Annotated in this window: 13 protein-coding genes; 2 read left to right on the forward strand and 11 right to left on the reverse strand. The window is 66.9% G+C overall.

The features are described from left to right. Window positions 1–637: 637 nt before the first annotated feature. The 10 genes from AC08OO_RS15585 to AC08OO_RS15630 all read right to left on the reverse strand — a co-directional run bounded on the left by AC08OO_RS15585 (window position 638) and on the right by AC08OO_RS15630 (window position 13,376). Window positions 638–1,300 (reverse strand): hypothetical protein, encoded by a 663-nt coding sequence (locus AC08OO_RS15585; RefSeq protein WP_476610546.1) that lies wholly within the window; start codon window positions 1,298–1,300, stop codon window positions 638–640. After that, entirely contained in the window at window positions 1,297–3,531 is a 2,235-nt protein-coding gene (locus AC08OO_RS15590) for a hypothetical protein (protein ID WP_476610547.1), read from the reverse strand. The genes AC08OO_RS15585 and AC08OO_RS15590 overlap by 4 nt, the downstream gene beginning before the upstream one ends. Before the next feature lie 43 nt (window positions 3,532–3,574). Further along, a complete protein-coding gene (locus AC08OO_RS15595) occupies window positions 3,575–4,699 on the reverse strand; it encodes a hypothetical protein (RefSeq protein ID WP_476618691.1) in 1,125 nt (374 codons plus the stop codon). Window positions 4,700–4,893: 194 nt separating this feature from the next. Next, window positions 4,894–5,571: a Crp/Fnr family transcriptional regulator gene (locus AC08OO_RS15600; RefSeq protein WP_476610549.1), complete on the reverse strand. Its 678-nt coding sequence runs from the start codon at window positions 5,569–5,571 to the stop codon at window positions 4,894–4,896. A 268-nt stretch (window positions 5,572–5,839) separates the two neighbouring features. Then, a complete protein-coding gene (locus AC08OO_RS15605) occupies window positions 5,840–6,244 on the reverse strand; it encodes a hypothetical protein (RefSeq protein ID WP_476610550.1) in 405 nt (134 codons plus the stop codon). Between the two features lie 255 nt (window positions 6,245–6,499). Further along, window positions 6,500–7,228, reverse strand: a complete 729-nt coding sequence (locus tag AC08OO_RS15610) for a rhomboid-like protein (protein ID WP_476610551.1) — start codon at window positions 7,226–7,228, stop codon at window positions 6,500–6,502. 357 nt (window positions 7,229–7,585) lie between these two features. Next, the gene (locus AC08OO_RS15615; RefSeq protein WP_476610552.1) at window positions 7,586–8,686 is read right to left on the reverse strand and encodes an alpha/beta hydrolase; all 1,101 of its coding nucleotides are present in this window, start codon (window positions 8,684–8,686) and stop codon (window positions 7,586–7,588) included. A 79-nt stretch (window positions 8,687–8,765) separates the two neighbouring features. Further along, window positions 8,766–10,655, reverse strand: a complete 1,890-nt coding sequence (locus AC08OO_RS15620; protein WP_476610553.1) for a phosphatidylglycerol lysyltransferase domain-containing protein — start codon at window positions 10,653–10,655, stop codon at window positions 8,766–8,768. 1,031 nt (window positions 10,656–11,686) lie between these two features. After that, window positions 11,687–12,448 carry a ribonuclease BN gene (locus AC08OO_RS15625; RefSeq protein ID WP_476610554.1) on the reverse strand — a complete coding sequence of 254 codons (762 nt, stop codon included), beginning with the start codon at window positions 12,446–12,448 and terminating at the stop codon, window positions 11,687–11,689. Between the two features lie 295 nt (window positions 12,449–12,743). Next, on the reverse strand, window positions 12,744–13,376 hold the full coding sequence (locus tag AC08OO_RS15630) for a GAP family protein (RefSeq protein WP_476610555.1): 633 nt from the start codon (window positions 13,374–13,376) through the stop codon (window positions 12,744–12,746). Window positions 13,377–14,164: 788 nt separating this feature from the next. Here AC08OO_RS15630 and AC08OO_RS15635 point away from each other — a divergent pair. Both AC08OO_RS15635 and AC08OO_RS15640 read left to right on the forward strand, forming a co-directional pair. Continuing rightward, window positions 14,165–15,106, forward strand: coding sequence for a ParA family protein (locus AC08OO_RS15635; RefSeq protein ID WP_476610556.1), 942 nt, complete (start codon window positions 14,165–14,167; stop codon window positions 15,104–15,106). Further along, complete coding sequence (locus AC08OO_RS15640) at window positions 15,096–15,557, forward strand: hypothetical protein (RefSeq protein ID WP_476610557.1); 462 nt, start codon at window positions 15,096–15,098, stop codon at window positions 15,555–15,557. The genes AC08OO_RS15635 and AC08OO_RS15640 overlap by 11 nt, the downstream gene beginning before the upstream one ends. A 60-nt stretch (window positions 15,558–15,617) precedes the next feature. Here the strand turns inward: AC08OO_RS15640 and AC08OO_RS15645 are convergent, their stop codons facing one another. Then, the gene (locus AC08OO_RS15645) at window positions 15,618–16,169 is read right to left on the reverse strand and encodes a hypothetical protein (protein WP_476610558.1); all 552 of its coding nucleotides are present in this window, start codon (window positions 16,167–16,169) and stop codon (window positions 15,618–15,620) included. Window positions 16,170–16,510: the final 341 nt, after the last annotated feature.

Genomic DNA, 16,510 nt, shown 5'->3' on the forward strand with positions numbered 1-16,510 from the left:
GGTCCTTACCCCAATGATCCTTGGCGATCTTTTCATCCACCGGGCCACCGAGATAGCTCGACGCCAGCGCGCTCGTAGCCGCCGGCCCCACGGTGACGAACACTGCCGCCGCCGTAGACACCGCGACAACCGCGGCTTTCCGCCTCACGGACTTGTCCACGCTTCCTCCAGAACCGAGAGAGAGTGAATCGCTACTATCGGCAACAGAGACTAGCGTGCTCGACGAGGTCCGCAAACGGATCATCGACCGACTTGGACGATCAGCCAGCTACGGAGCGTGGCCTTAGCGGGATGAAGAGGAGATTCCAACTCCTATACACCCGCTGGAAAGGGAGATGCGGAATGTTGAGGTTCGCGGTTCACGGACTCCCACCACGCATGGTAATTGCCGGGTGGGTGGTAGGCGGTCATGCCCTTCGGCATGAATCGGTCCAATTCTGACAACGGCGCCTCGTCCGGAGTGATATACGTCAGCTGCCGGGTCGCAGGAGGAGATGGCGCGGTCCGCCTCCTGACGGATCCACCCGGCCCAGGCGAGCGCTGCTGCGTGTTCGGATGCCTCCGGCGTGTCGCCGGCATCCGTCGAGGGCAGGCCACGCTTCCGCCGCAGCCAGAAGTGATCAAGGTGGTCCATCGACTACAAAATGTCCTGGGAGGCAGGATACAGCTGCTTCAGCAGTTTGCCGAACTCCCCCGATGTGTTCCATCTGTCGAGCACGATTCCGAGCTGCGCGGCAAGGTCGCCTCGCCTGCCGTCCGCTGGATCTGGGAGGACTTCCTGTATGATCGCCTCGGCATGTTTTTCGAAGGTCATGTCGTCGTCCACAGCGTGTTCCCACTTCCGCGGCCTCGGCAATCGGCTCTCCGCCTTTGGACTGATCACCGAGACGAGATAGTCCAGCACGGGCATCGCCCGGCCTGTCGCCTCGATATCCGCATCGCCGCGAGCCAGGTGCCAGACCGCCGCCGAGTCCGCGGCAGAGAACACCCGAGCGAGATCACGCCGTCTCTCCAGCTCGCGTTGGTACTCGTCGGAGACGACGGGAACCGGGGTCATCGCCATCGTAGGGACTACCACCGGCGACGGAGGAGCCTTCTCCGTATCCAGAATCCTGCGCACCGGCCACGCCTGGACGACTGTCACTCCTGTCAGAGCGAACGCAAGAACTACCCAGATCAACAACGGCCCGCCCACGATCCACCCCAGAAGAAGCGGCGTGGCGAGGAGACCGAAAAGGTTCATGACGAAGAAGACCCACTGACTCCTGGTCATCGTTGTTCCTCTCGTCCTCCTGGTCATCGTTGTTCCTCTCGTCCGGCGGCGGGCGACGGCTGGGTGTCACCTGGCGAGGAGGGCGGACGCAAGCCGACATCCTCCCCGAAGAGCTCCTTATCGATCCGGTCGAGGAGATAGGTGCGAACTGCGGCCTGGTCGGGCGCCGTCGAATCCCCCAGCGGCCGATCCACCCAACGGCCGAGGATCGCCCGCAGCGATGAAAGCAGATCAAAACGGTCACGCAGCGCGTCGACGAGCAAGTCCGGTAAAATCGTCGGCCCCCGCCCAACACCCTGCACCACGTCATCCAGCCAGAGATGGACCAGCCCGATCGTTTCCTTCGAGGGCGGCGCATCGGCCTCCAGCACAAGGATCCACCCGCCACGGAAAAGCTCCCCGCATTCGGGATCGTCGACAGGCCGCCATCCGACGGCGTCCCTGGCATACAACCGAGAGGCCGACACCAGGCGCAGAAAAACCTCCGCGTTCCCCGTCGATCCGCGGACGGCATAGGGCGCTCTCACGGACCGGCCAAGCACATAGCGATAGTTGTCCCGGTCAGCGCTTGCCAGGGTCTCGACGGCATCGATGGCCGCGCTGGCAACCTGCGGATTCTCATGCGCGGCGAAGTTGTGCAGCCGGGTCAACGCCTGAAACGGATATATATCATATATTATTTTACCAGAGAGCTCGATACACATACGCGCCAGGTAGGCGTCCAGCCGATGATCCTCCGACCATACACGGATCCGCTGCCGGAACTTCCGGCCGCCGGTTCCCTCCGCTCCCTCCTCCAGGCCCTTCGTAAGCAGGCCCAAGCACGCAGGGATCGCGGCGACCCGACGGCGACCGATCCAGTGATACGCAAGATCCAGGGCATCATCGGCTCGATCACTCCGCAACGACTCCTCGGTGAACCGTTCCGCGAACCTCGTCAGAACCTCGTTGGGCCAAAAGATCCCCGGCGGCAAGGGAAGCCGTTCCGCCCAATCGAGAAAGGCCGGACGCAACGTCGGGTAGTTGTCCCAGGCATAGTGACGCGCGGCCGCGCCGAATCCCGTCTTCTCAAAACGGATCGGTCTCTGCTCGTCGCGGACGACACCGATCTCTCCCAGGCGGGCCAGAAAACCTGGGCGGGTCAACGCGTGGTCATCTGGAAGGCGAAACTCACCGGCCCGGGCGAGCTCCCGTTGCGCAACGAACACCAGGTCCCGATCCGCGTCCTCCAGCATGGCCGCTGTGATGAGAAGGAGAGCGTTCATGCCGGTCCGATCGTTCTCGAGCAGACAGTCGATCTCCTTCCCATAATCGCTGTCCTGCCGTTTGACCTCCCGCCAGGCCAACCGGAGGCAGTCCGGCAGAGCCGCGCCCGGACGCATACCCAGGAGTTTCGCTGACGCTACGGCCACCCGGCTCACCTGATACAGCGTGGCGGCCCCGAGATCGGCGAGATCGGCAGACTTTTCGATAATCTTTACTATCGTCGCAAGATCAGGAGGCGCACTTGGTTGCATGGATACGGCGAGGTGTGATTGCAGCACGGCACGCCAGTCCGGCCGGCTCATCTCGGGCACGAGTCGCCGCAGCTCGGCCGGCAGCCATCTCACCGAGTCCGCTGGAAGAATGACCGCCAGATAGCGGGCCGAGCCGGCAACGACGTCCCGCAGCGCCTCAAGCCGCTTCGCCAGTTCCTCGGAGCGAGACGGCATCAATTCGGACAGGTCGAGAAGATACCGCGCCTGATCGTCCAACGCTTTCTGGGGAATGTCCGGCTCGTCGTCTGCCTCGACATCGGCGGGAATACGCTCAATCCTCTCCGTCCCGGCCCTGGCACCACCGGCTCCAGCCACCAGCATCCACGCCGCGGCGTGGATGCCGTCTCCGGGGGATCCCGAGAGCAGCACCAGGCGGTGTTTTTCTATCTTTTCCGCCGCATCCGCGAAGCCGGTGGGCCGAACGAACACTCCGCTCAGCTCGCGAAGAGTCGCGCCGGAGATGGCTTCGGGCCGGCGAACTCGCTTCTTTGCCAGGTCGATCAGATTCACAATATTCTTGATGTCGCCGTTTCCCAGATGGGTCTGCGCCCGATTGTCACCACTTACCGAGCCGCCGACGTTGCCTGCTCCACCGGATTTTCCTGCCCCGCTGACATTACCGGTGTTCCCGGCCCCCGGTGGTTCGGCGGCGGCGGCCGCTGCGCCGGCGCCGGCTGCTTTCTCGTCCGGGGGCACATTACCCGGCGGTTCGTGCGGCAAGGTTTCATCCGCTGGACTGGCGCCAGGCATAAGACTCCGGATGTCAGTCATCGTGTGCGCCCTCCACGCCCGAAGTCCCCTTTTCGTCCACGGCTCCGGGGTCCGGGGCCGGGGTCGGGGATCCCTGCGTGAAGTTAGAATCACCAAAATTAGGGCGGTCGAGCGGCGCGGCGAACTGGTGGCCCTGGCCATAGTGTTCCGGGCCATGGTGCTCGGTACGCGGCCCGATCTGCTGGTCGCCGCGTGGGGCGTGGGTATCTCTACGGGTTGTGCGGATCGGACCAGACGAGGTGTTGATGTCACCGATGCCCATGTGCGTCTGCGGCCGATTATCCCCGAGGACCGATCCGCCGACGTTGCTGATACCACCGATATTTCTGATACCGCTGATATTTCTGGTAACGCCGCTCTGCCCAAGGTCGGCTCGGCTACGGTCCGATGGCGTGGAAGCCTCGGCCACCGCCTGCGACGGTGCGGGTAGAACCTCGGGAACGCGGAAGCCGCGGTGCAGCAGGCCGCCCGACGGTCTCGGCACATACAGGTACGCCTCGTCGCGGTATGTCTTCACCTCGACGGGGGCCTTCACGAACAAGGAGTCGTCCAGCCCGCTGTAGCCGCTGAGCACGGCGTCCTCGTAGGTCCGTGACGACAGGATCGCGGCCACCAGGGTCGTCCGGGGATTCGAGTCTTCCAGCAGGTGTCGTACCGCGGCGGCGTCAAGCTGGCGGTGCAGGGCAATACGGGCCGCACCGCTGCCGTCACCCAACCGGTTCATCCCCGAATCGGTCGTCGATCCCACGTGCAGGCTCACCCGCATCCGCAGCGGCCGGTCGGCCGCGGCAGGTGCGACGTGCGCGACCTTGTTCCGGTACTCCAGCTCCTGCTGGAGGTTGTCCAGGAACGGGTGGACGAGCAACGGCAGCATCGAGGGCTCGAAGCCGAGCACGTACCCGTCGCCGGTGGTGTCGGAGAAACGTTCCATCGATGGTGATTCGGACCAGCCGGAACGCGCGAACGCTCCGGTGAGGATGTCCGGCACCGCCCGCGTCATGTCCTCGTGCCAGCGTCCGGGGTAGCCGCTGAAATCCTTGATGTCGACGACGAGCAGGGCCCGGTAAGGGGGCATTGCCATGCTGTCGGTGCCGCCATGGACCGGTGTAGAGGCCATCGCTGAATCCTTCGCGTTCGCGGGAGAGCACGGATGTCGTGCCCGTGTTCTTCAGCGTCGCGGCGGAAGAGTGACAAAAACGTCCATCGACGGACGGTTCAACGGTGGCACGGACCACATCTCGTCGGCCCACCGGCTCCCGTCAACGGAGAACCAGCGGACGACCTGGAGCCCGCCGGGCCAGACCGGCATGCTCAGCCGGTCGTGATGCCCACCTCGGCCCGCAACCGTGAGATATCCGCCACCGCGAGCCGTGGCCCCGGCCTCAGCACCTGTTCCTCTCGCAATGCCGCCACATGTGCGGCCACCGTGCTCCGGGCGAGCCCCAGGGACTCCGCGACGGCATCGAGCGAGAACGGCACCCGCATCGGATCGGGCAGCTCCGGTCCGGCGAGGGCGACCAGTTCCAACAGCAGGCGGGCGACCCGCTGCCGCGGCGAGAAATGCACGAGCTGATGCTGATAGGGAACCGTTTCGGACAGCTTGCTCACCACGTAGTCAGCCAGCGCTCCCTGAACACCGTGCCGCCGCAGGAAGGAGTCGAGCGTGGCGGCGGAGACCCGATGCGCCTCGCATCGATCGATCGCCTGCACCGTGGCGGTGCGTCCGGTTCCGATTCGCGCCATCTCACCGATCATGTCCCCGGGCGAACGCAGCGCCAGCAGGAGGGCCGAGCCCTCCGCGTCCACGCGCACCACCTTTACCCGGCCGGTGGTCAGCAGAAGCAGGAAATCATCTGAATCGCCCTGACGCAGCAGCACCTGCCGCGACCGGAAATGGCACCGGGAACCGCATGACAACAACGCCTGCCAGAGACGGTCGCCGAGGATAGCCTGCATTCCCCGCCGGGCAGGCCGGACAGAATCGGTCATCCTACAGAAGTATCGCGGATCGGGCCCGCATTCGGCGCCGCCACCGAGAGGATGCAGCTGAGGTGACCGACCAGCGGTCTTGTCCGATCAATCCTTTCTATCCGGTTCGTCCGGTTCGCTCTCGGCCGCGATGTACCGATGTACCGATGCGCCGCGCCGCGGATGGTCGAACTGCTGCCATCCGCGGCACGGTGCCCGGCTCCCCCTGCCATCGGCGCAGGGCCTCGTTCACCGGCCGGGCCGGGCCCCGGGTGGACGGGTTACTCGACTACTCGACGCCCTCGAAAATCCAGCCCCTGTCCTCCCTGAAGATAGGTGACAGGGCAACCAGCGGCGGGTAGATGAGCGCCGGGTGAAGTCCCAGGGTCAGTTCATTGTCCGGGACACCGATGGTGAAGGTACCCGACTGGGGACCATCAGCGATCTTCCATTCACGCGGCTCCGGGAGCACACGTACCCGCTCGAATGTGTCCGGGTCACCATCGAAGCTCACAAAAGCCCCGCCGGACGGCTTGCGGATCGTGTAGGTGTCGTCGTTGGCGCGCCGCACCTGCCACACCTGCCCGCCGCCGTTGCCGTCAGGCAGAAGGACGAGGTTGCCCCCGCCCAGGTCGGTGAGGGTCTGCTGCCCGGCGATGCTGATCCGGTAGATGCCGTCGATCACACTTGCCACGCTTGGCTCCTCTTCCGTCAAAGGAACAACTGGTCACGGTTGTAACCAGCCGCGATTGAGAATGTTGTTGCCTGCACCAGAGTCAGAAGGAAAATCTTCCCTTTGATGACATGACGAGACCCTTTTTGGCGGTTCGATGAGACAGGAAAGCCCTGCGATGGAGCACTGGACGAGCAGACCGTGGTGGCACCGGACAGCCAGGACGCTACCACCATCATGCCCGCTGGTGCCGGCGTTTCGGATCAGCGGCACACACTAAAAATGCAGATCAAGACCCGACTCGCGCCGTCCACGTATCCAACGATATCTTCGCACACCAAACCGCGCTTTGTGGCCGGACTTCGCCCTCCTGTTCCCCCCGACGTCCCACCAGCCGCGCCGGGCGGCGTCCCACCGAGCGGTGTCCCGCCGCGCCGCGGCGCGGCGGCGCACCGGTGGCGCGAGCCCCGCGAGCGCACCGAGGGCGAGGGCCGCCGTGTGGCCGACCGCGTCGAGCTCCCCACGGCTCACCCCCTTCGTCATCACGGGGAGTACGACGACGAAGGTCAGTGACGCCAGAGCGCGCAGCGACCGGCGGGAGGGCAGCACCACGAGCGCGGTCAGGGCAGTCGCCACGACATAGCTCGGCCCGACATCCAGGACGTGCAGAGCGGTCCGCGGCAACCCGCCGGTGACGACCCGCAGGTCCAGCACACCCTGGGAGATCAACGTCGCCCCGGCATGCCCACCCAGCACGACGGCCAGCGCGGTGGCGCCTCCCGCCGTCGCCTCCAAGCCGCCCACGGCCAGGCCCGCGAACATGAGCCACGGCGCCAACGGCCCCTCGGGCAGCCACGGAATACTGCCCACAAGCACCCCGAGGGGATGGTGGCGCATCTGGTCGAAGGTTGTGCTCATGGCCCACTGCCAGCGGGTCGCCGTGGCCGGGTCGACGTACTGGAACACCCGCGCCGCGACGAGGGCGCCGAGCAAGGAGTCGGTCACCGGGAACCGGCCTACGGTCACCGGCAGCCGCCGCACGCCCGACCACGGGCGGCCCGGGTTTGGGCTGGCGGCGCCCTCGGCCCCGTGAACGTGCTCCGCGCCGGCAGGGCCGTCGTCACCTCCGGCGGGGGCCGGTGTGCGGACGGTCATGGGACTCCGGCCCCCGGTCCACCTCGGATGTTCTCCGCCGGCGCGGCCCATCCCCGCTGATCGCCCCGGCCTGGAATCGAGCACGCCACGGAACACTCCCGCCTGACGAGAAGCAGGGCCCATCTGAAGAATGTCTTCGCCCGGCGCTGTCATTCCCGGCACCGCAGCGGCCGACCAGATGTGCCGACGGTCGCGCCGGGCGGACGGTCACGCCGGGCGGACGTCGGACGGTACCGCCCACAGCAGGCTGTCTCGAAGCGCCGGACGCCACACGCCGAAGTCGTGGCCGCCGGGGCGCAGCCGCAGCACGACGTCGAAGCCCGGACGCTGCCCCAGGGCGCGGGCCATCGCCTCCGTGTCGCCCAACGCCTCATGATCGCCATGCCCGCAGTCCAGCCACACCCGCATCGGCGGGAACGGTGGGAGCGTCGCCGCGTACCGGGCCGGGGTGTTCGCCGCCACGAACAGAGCGAGATCGGGCCGGTTCCCGAACAGGCCGACCATCCCACCGTCGTGGGTCGGTTTCGACATCCCGGACATATCAATGATCGTCTCGACGAGGTCACGGTGGCGTAGCCCGAGGTTCAGCGCGCAGAACCCGCCGGCGGACATTCCGACGAAGATCCGGTCGGCTCGGTCCGCGATGGCGCGCAACCGCCGGTCGACCGTCGAGATCACGTCGTCGATCAGATAGGTCTCGATGTTCTCGCCGGGCCGGTCGACGCATTCGCTGTCGTCGAGCCAACCGTGGCTCAGGCGCGGGGCGACGAGGATCGCGGGCCGGCCGACCCCGGCGAGAAGCGCGCCGACCTGCGCGGCCCGGCCCGCCCGGTACCAGTCGACCGGCACCCCCGGCGAGCCGTGCATAAGGTAGACGACGGGGAACCGGACGTGCGGTTCGGTGAAGTACTGGGGCGGAAGGTACACCAGTGCCTGCTTTGCCTCCTTCACACCGAACCCGCTGTGCGTGCCAGGGACCAACAGGTCGATAACCGATCCGTCCGGGTGCGGCGGCGCTGGCGCCACAGCCTCCCGCGCCGACCCCGTCGGCCAGGACTTCACCCCGATGACGTCGTCGACCCGCGGCAGGTAGCCGTAGTAGGCGTTGACCAGATCCGCCGCCGTCACCAACGTGAGCAGCATGGCGAGGATGCCCATCCCGAACGCGGCGGGGCGTCCCACCCGGTTCCGATGCCCCGCCCGGCGCCGGTGGGCCAGCCACCCGCAGCCTGCCCAGCAGGCGAGCGACATTCCCGCCAGGGACAGCAGGAACCACTTCCCGATGACGACCAGAGACCCCAAATCCACACTCCCCTGCGAGTGTGTCCACGGCGTGGACGGCGTGGACAATATGGACAATATGGACGACGTGGACTGAAGGTGATGGTCAGCCCGGCCCGGGGCCGGTCGAGGTGTCCTTTCTTCGGGCACGGTGATGGAGGCCTGCCGTTCCAGGCCGGGATAGTCGGGATAGCCCGGATAGATGGTCGCGCCAGCAGGGCCAGACCAGGAAGGCCTCGGCTTCGAGCATCGCCAAGGCGATCCGTGGTAGCTCGGAACTGGCGGGGTAGCAGATATAACGGGGCTGCCAGGTGGGTTGAAATTTGGCGTTGAACCGGTACAAGCTATCTATTTGGAACCAGCGGGACAAGAATATTAACAGGGAACGCCAGCAGCGGATGACCGGCCCGGCGCCCAGGCGCTCGCCGCGTTCGAGTGCGGACCGGAAGAACGCAAAGTTCAGCGACAGCCGTTCGACGCCCAGCTCGCGGGCCTGGCGCAGGGCGCTGACGATGAGGAACTCGTTCAGCCCGTTGTCGGCGGTCCGGTCCCGCGTCATCGCGTCCAGCGACAGGCCGTTGGGGCCCCACGGCACGAAATGCAGCAGGGCGCGCAGCCGGGGCTCGGTGCCGGCCGCGTCGGCATGCGACGCGCCGTCCCCGATGCCGCTTGTCGTGTCGTTCGCCGGGTGGCCCGGAGCACCGTTCACCGGGTCGTCCGCGTCATGGGGACCCGCGTCATGGGAGAAGGCCATCACGGCTACGCAGTCACCGTCCGCGCCGCCGCCGAGGCGGCCGAGCGCCATCGAGAAGCCCCGTTCCGTCTGGGTACCCCGCCAGGCAGCGGCCTGTGCCTTCAGCCGCGCGATGTCGGCCGGCGCGAGATCGCCGACCCGCCGCGCGACCGCGGTGTAGCCGGCGCGTTCCACCCGGGCGACCGCCTGGCGAACGTTACGCATCGCCCGGCCCTCCAGCGTGAACGACTCCGTGTCGACGATGGCCTCGTCACCGAATTCCAGCGCGCACAGCCCGGCGCGGGTCCAGGCGAAGCCACCCGCCTCCGAGCAGCCGAGGACCGCCGGCGTCCACGCATGATCAGCCGCCTCACGCAGGAACTCCCTGATGGCCCCCGGCCAGGCCTCCCGGTCACCGAGCGGGTCTCCGCTGGCCAGCATCACGCCGGAAACCACCCGGTAGGCCACGCAGGCCTTGCCGGTCGGCGACCAGATCACCGACTTGTCCGACCGCAGCGCGAAGTATCCCAGCGAGTCGGCCTTGCCGTGCCGGGCCAGCAGGGCACGTATCCGTTCCTCGTCGGAGTCGGTCAGCCGGGGCCGGGGCTCGGGCGGTCGCAGCGCGAGGTAGCCGGTGGTCACTATGGTCAACAGGCCCATCGTCAGCAGCACGCGGGCGGGGAGGTCGGAGAACCGGTCGGAGGTGAACCGTAGCGGACCGGGGATCCCGACGAGTCCCTCGACGATCTGTTCGAACTGGGCGGACAGCGAATGCGGGCCGACGATCCGGTCCTGACGCATATAAAGCAGCAGGAACCCGATCCCGATCGAGACGACGGTGAGCAGCAGGCCGACGCCGAGCGCCCGCCAACGCGTCGACGGGTCGCCCTTGGCCCGGAACTCCCCGTGGACCAGCAGCAGGGCGATGAGCAGCGCGGCCGATCCGGCCGCCTCCTCGTAGTCCAGACCCTTGGCAACGTGGAGCACGATGCTCACGCCGAGCAGGACCAGCACGGCCCGCCAGGCCCGCCGCTTGCGGCGGCGCAGCCCCGGCGTCAGCAGCACGAGCAGCATGCCGACGACGACGGTGAACGCGGCGGCCTGCTGGGAGGCCGCCGGGGGCAGGAGCACCCGCAGGTCCTCCAGGCGGGAGCGCCACTCCGGGGTGACCGCGGAGATGACGTCCACCAGGCCGACAACCAGGGCCAGCAGCGCGGCGATCCGAGGCGCCCACGGCTGTTTCCAGGGGGGCAGCACGGGCATCCGGCCGCTCTTCCTGCCGGGACGGGCGCCGGGTGATGTCGTCGGCGGCGGGGCAGATGACGGCTGTGAGGCAGACGACGGCTGTGAGGCAGACGACGGCTGTGAGGCAGACGACGGCTGTGAGGCAGACGGGGCACGCGGTGCCTGGGGGGCAGGCTGTGCGGGAGGGACGGGAGAGGCCGCTGACCCCCGACCGACCGGACCAGACCGGGCGGACAGGCCCCGGCGGGCGCCGGGCCGCCCGGGTTCCGGCCGCACCGCCGGGCGTGGCCACCACCGGCGCCGGATGACGGCGCGCTCGTTCGCCTCGGGCAGCGCGTTCCCCCCCCGCCGCCCGTCGGCGGGGCGCCCGGCCGAGGTGCCCGATGCCCCGGTCCCGCTCGAGATTCTCATGATCCCTATCGTCTCCCGATGGGTCGCTTGCTATGGCGCTCAGGACCTGGAGACGATAAACCGCCCCGTCACGGACGTTCCTCGTGCCACCCGATCGTAGCCGGGCCGAGTCGCGGGGTGGTCACGCGCAGAAGGCGCCGAGTCGTGGACGAGGGCCAGGCGGGTGTCCCCGGGCCAGCAGGGAAGGACGACCTGGACGATCTCCGCCCGAACGTCTAGACACACCCAGCAGATCAGCCCATATGCGACATTTAGGCAGTTAACTCACTTATCTAGCTCACTTAGCTACTCCCATCCGGACGGAGGTGACCCTGTGAGGTCGATCCGCGGTCTACTCATCCTGCGCTGCCGCTGCGGCCATGCGCGTCATGACCACGAGCACTACCGGCCCGGCTCGGATTGCGGCCGATGCGGGTGCCCGGCTTGGACCCTGTGGAGGCGACGTTGGCGCCCCTGAACCGTTGGCGCCCCTGAACCGTTGGCACCCCTGAACCCAGGGTAAGACAGGCAGGACGCCGATCGACCAGATCAGCCACTCACACAGCGTCACCTCCTGCTGTCCTCCGGACACGATCAACACCAGGTCACACGTCATTGGCCCTTGTGGCCCTCGGCGCCGATCCGCGCACCGGCTCAGCTCATGATTTCCGGGCTTGGTCTCGGCCCATCCTCCTCCCGATGTGAAACTTTCTGAGGATGCCGGCGACCGACAGCTCGGTGTCGAGATACCACGTGCCGACGATTACCCCCCCGATGAGGACGACACCGAAACCGATCAGCCACGACAGGATGGTGAACACGACCCCGATCCCGCCATAGCTGCGCTCGTTCGCCACGATGGAAGCCGAGAATGCCAGCCGGCTGACGACACCCAGACCAGTCAGGCCGATCGTCGTGAACAGGGCTGTCGGCCACGAGTCCCGCCAGCTCATCCGGCCGATGGTGAGTACCCGGACCCCGACCCACAAGAAGAGCACCAGGATCACGGTGGCTACCAGGCCGTAGCAGACCTGACCAGCCACGGTGCCGGTGAGCAGCGCCCCGAGACTCGTGGTAGCGACGAGAAAAAAGATCAATCCGCAGAGCCAGCCGACCTGGGCCAGTAGGCCGCGTAGCCCGAATGGCTTCAGCCTGAAGACCCGCACATAAATGGACTGGACGGACGCAGCCAGACTCAGTCCGCCAACTATCAGCCAGAGCGCTCCCAGTACTGTCCAGCCGGTGAGGACGGTTCCGCTCCGCGGGGTAAAGATTCGTTCCACGGCCATCGCCGCATCATGGCTCAACCCCATGCGCGCGATGATTATGTCCGCCGCACCGCCCTGCCGCAGTGGCGACAGCGCCGCCAGCGTGATGACAAAAGGAAAGAAAATCATCATGATCATCGCGGCGAGATTCATCGCCCTGTTAATCAGATCCGCCTCATGTAGTCTGGATGCCAGGTCTCCTACCGGGGACTGCCCCGCACGCACCCGGGCCGTCCCGACGCGCGCACAGAGCGTTCTGATCGGCCGCCACGGCGCGCCGCTGCGGTGAGCGCCAGCGCCGCCGGACGGCCGCGACGCAAAATTGTTATTACTCGTACGCCAGCTCCGGGGCATGGCCTCCTCCCCACAGCACCGGGTTCATCGCCGGATCCGCCGAATGCCCTGTGTGCGGCGCTCGCCCTCCGGGGCGGGGACTCAGGCAGCCACTTCAGTCGATGATGAGGGCGATGAAAATGATGCAGACGATTATGTTGATGAGCCAGCTGTGAGTGTTCATCCAGTCTCGGACGCGCGGTGCGGCGACTTCTGCCCGTCTATGGAACAGTAGTCGGGCAAGCAGCGGCAGTGCCGCCACCGTAACGGTCAGCCCGATGAACGGGAGTGCTGCCGCATAGGACGCGTTGTTCTGCTGCAGGTGTATTCCAACCGTCATCATAATCACGATGTCCGAGGGCATCAGCAGAATGACGAACAGTCCGACTTGGAACGCCTTCATCAGATCTGCCGCCATCAGCGTCGTCAGCCATTTCGGCGGCTCCACCGTTTCGCGCCGCACCCAGTTCTTCACGGCGGCGGCTGCCAACAGGCCCACCAGTACGTACTGGATGATCTGGCCGGCCGAACCGTTACTCCTCGAACTGCCCAGGTCGACAGCGCTGTCCAGCAAGGCGGCGAGGCCCATCATGACGGCCACACCGGTCGCTGTCGCGGCCGCCACACCGGCCAGGAACCCCAGGGATACCCGCCCGGCTCGTGGCGTGGTAACGAAGATGATCGCCGACATGATCTGTGGTCCGATCATCATGGTGATTGCCAGCGGGAGAATCTGGAGACCGTCCATGGATGCTCCCCACCGCTTGACCATGATGATTCACGCGAGAATCCTAGCCCTCTCGCGCTCGAACTCCTGGTCGTTGGGCAGTCCGCGGCGGTGCAGGTCTTCGAGCTTGGCCAGCTCGTCCGCAATACTGGTCGCGCGGGTCGCGGCGCGGATGTAGCCGCGGACCGCTTCCTCGCTCGCCGAGCCAACAGCCGGACCGGGTCCTCCCGGCCCCGCGCGCGTCGGGTGCGCCGATTACCACAGCCATTACCTACCGCCTGTTCGCCGCGTCAAACCCAGCATCACCCGAAACTCACCCTCTCGTCTCGGCCTGATGCCGCAGACGGTGGCCGGGGGCACCAGGTGAGCAGGGGCACTGACGGAAAACGGTCGGCTTGGGGTGTCCGGCCGGACTTGCGGGCCTTCGTCTTGGTACCGTCCCACTTCGCTTGAGTTGACCATGATGTACCCACCAGTCGGCCAGGTCCGGCGTGGCGGCAGTCCGGAGCCGGTGCGCGGCTGGCTGCCCTACGACCTCTCCCACGACCCTCCCAACGTGGGATCAGCTGGACGATCGATGGTCATCGGCTGCCAAATGTCCACGCACGGCACTCACCCGTCCAGGGGATCCCGGAAGTGGCGTCAACGGCACGTGGTGTGCTGGCAGGAAGAAGGCCGGCGCGGGTCACGCGTACGGACGGCGCCAGTGCGCGACAGGGGGACCGCCGGATGACACATCATCGAAGTCCACGAAGCCAACCTGACGGCTATCTTAATATATCGCGGTCATCCACAAGAGCGGTGACACCGTGAAAGTGGTCTCGGTCATGAACTACAAGGGCGGAGTCGGAAAGACCACTCTGACGGCGAACATCGGCGCGGAGATCGCCCGCTGGGGAAAACGGGTTCTTCTGATCGATCTTGATCCGCAGGCGAGCCTCACCTTCTCCTTCTACCGGCCGGAGGACTGGCGGGCGCACCTCGCCGAGGGCCGGACCATCAAACAGTGGTTCGAAGCCTGGCGAATGGACGGGCCGGTGCCGGGGCTCGAGGCACTCGTCACCGCCCCCACGGTGGCGAACTCCCGCATCGCGCATAGCGGTGGCCGACTCGGCCTGATCGCGTCCCACCTTGCCCTCGGCGACGTCGAGATGGATCTCGCCGCGCGGTTGGGTGGGGCACAGATCCACCGGTCAACACGCCACTACTTCGACGTCTATCTGCGTCTCGCGGCCGGGCTTGCCACCCTGCCCGGGCCGCTCTACGATCTGGTGCTCATCGACTGCCCGCCGAACTTCGGCGTCATCACGAGGTCCGCCGTGGCGGCCAGCGACCAACTGCTCATCCCGGCCCGCCCGGACGAGCTGTCCACCCTCGGAATCGATCACCTGCAGTCCCGGCTGCGCCGGTTCACCTGGGAATTCAACCAGGTCGCTGATCTGCAGGCCGACCTCCGGCCGGCCGTGAAGAAACTGGAACCGATGATTCTGGGCGTCGTCTTCACAATGGTCCAGTACTACGGTGGTCAGCCCGTCTCGGCGCTGCGGCCCTACATAGCGCAGACCAGAAGCCTCGGGCTGCCCGTCTTCGATGCGATGCTTCGGGAGAGCAACAAGCACTTCGCCGGCGCGGCCCGCGCCCAGCTCCCCGCCATTCTCACCGAGCAGCTCAGCCGGGAACTCGCCTGGGAACTGCAGAGCCTGGTCGAGGAGTTCCTCAAACGCATCCGGACGGCAAACCATGGCTCCTGACAGTCGGCCCGCCAGCCACCCGGGTCGGGATGCGGCCCGTCTCGGGGCTGTTCTCCTGCGCCAGGTGTCCGATCTGCTCGACACCCTGGACGCCCGGCAGCTCGACGATCTCGTGGCGGGTCGGGCGCGGCTCGCGGTCGTCCCCACGGCCACGGCAGCAGACCCGGGCAGTCGTGCCGCGGCGGACGGCTCCCGGCTCCCGGCGTCCGTGGACGTCGAGAAGCTGCACGCGACACTGGTCGCCGCCGCGAGCCGGGAGGAAGCCCGGGAGCACCTGGCCGCCCTGGGCCGGATCCCGGTCCCACAGCTACGGGCCCTGGCGGGCGCCCTGGGTGTCGACGGTGTCGGCGGCAGGGATCCGAAAGCCACCGTGATCCGAAAGATCGTGGACGGGACCATCGGTTTCCGGCTCAGCTCCCGGGCGATGCTGGCCGGGGAATCCGGACTGTAGAGCCGCGTTCTCCGACCATTCTCCGGCCGGTGGAGCCGTCGGCTGGCCCGCTCCCGCCGGTCATGCCGCACCGAGCAGGAGGCCGAATCCGGTCATCAACACGGCGACGGCGAGTACCAGCGAGGTCACGAGATTACGCATGGTGACTCGGCGGGGAGCGCCGTCGAGGTCCGGCTGCGCCTCGGGCTCGCGCGGTGGAATCCGCAGGGCGAGCACGATCGGGTGAAACGGCGAGACACGGTTCGGCGGCCAGGCGACCGCCCGCAGATCGCGCCGTTTGAAGGGGGCATGACTCGCGCATCCGGTGAGCCAGCCGTTGACCGGGGTCTCGCAGATGCCGTCGTCGGTCCGGTAGGCCCGGCAGAGCGTCGGCCAACGGAATCCCAACATCACGGTGATCACGAGCAGGGCCACCGGCAGCGCGACCCACGTGCCCCGCAGGGTGAGCCACAGTCCGGCGGCACCGAAGGCGAGATAGCAGGCGAGATGGACGTGTTTGCGTTCCCGCCGACTCCTCCTCCGTGAAGCGGCCCGGCGGGACCGGGTCGGTTGCCGGCGGCGGGCGGACGTCCGGCCCGATCCCGAAGAAGATCTCCTGCGCGGCGCTGCCATGACCATCCTCCTGTCTGCCCAGGTGCACGGGTGGGATGCGCCGCGGCGTCACGACAGATGCGTGGCCGTCCGTGCATCTGCGCCGACGGTCACGCCCCGCCCCTCGGCTGGCGTCGCTCCGCAATGGTTCTAGCACAGCTTGATGCCTAATTTAGCGCTTATTCCTTGTTTGCCATCACTTGCTACCAAACGTCGATAATAGGCGCATGATGTGTCCGTATAGCAGTCATGTTTTCAGTCATGCTTCTTCGCGACAGATTTCGATCAAGGCTTTGGCGGATCCCGCCGGCCTGTCGATCAGTACGCTGAAGGCGCGGTCGAGATCGGGCAGCGGATACCGG

The sequence above is a fragment of the Frankia sp. CeCAU1 genome, assembly GCF_977971845.1.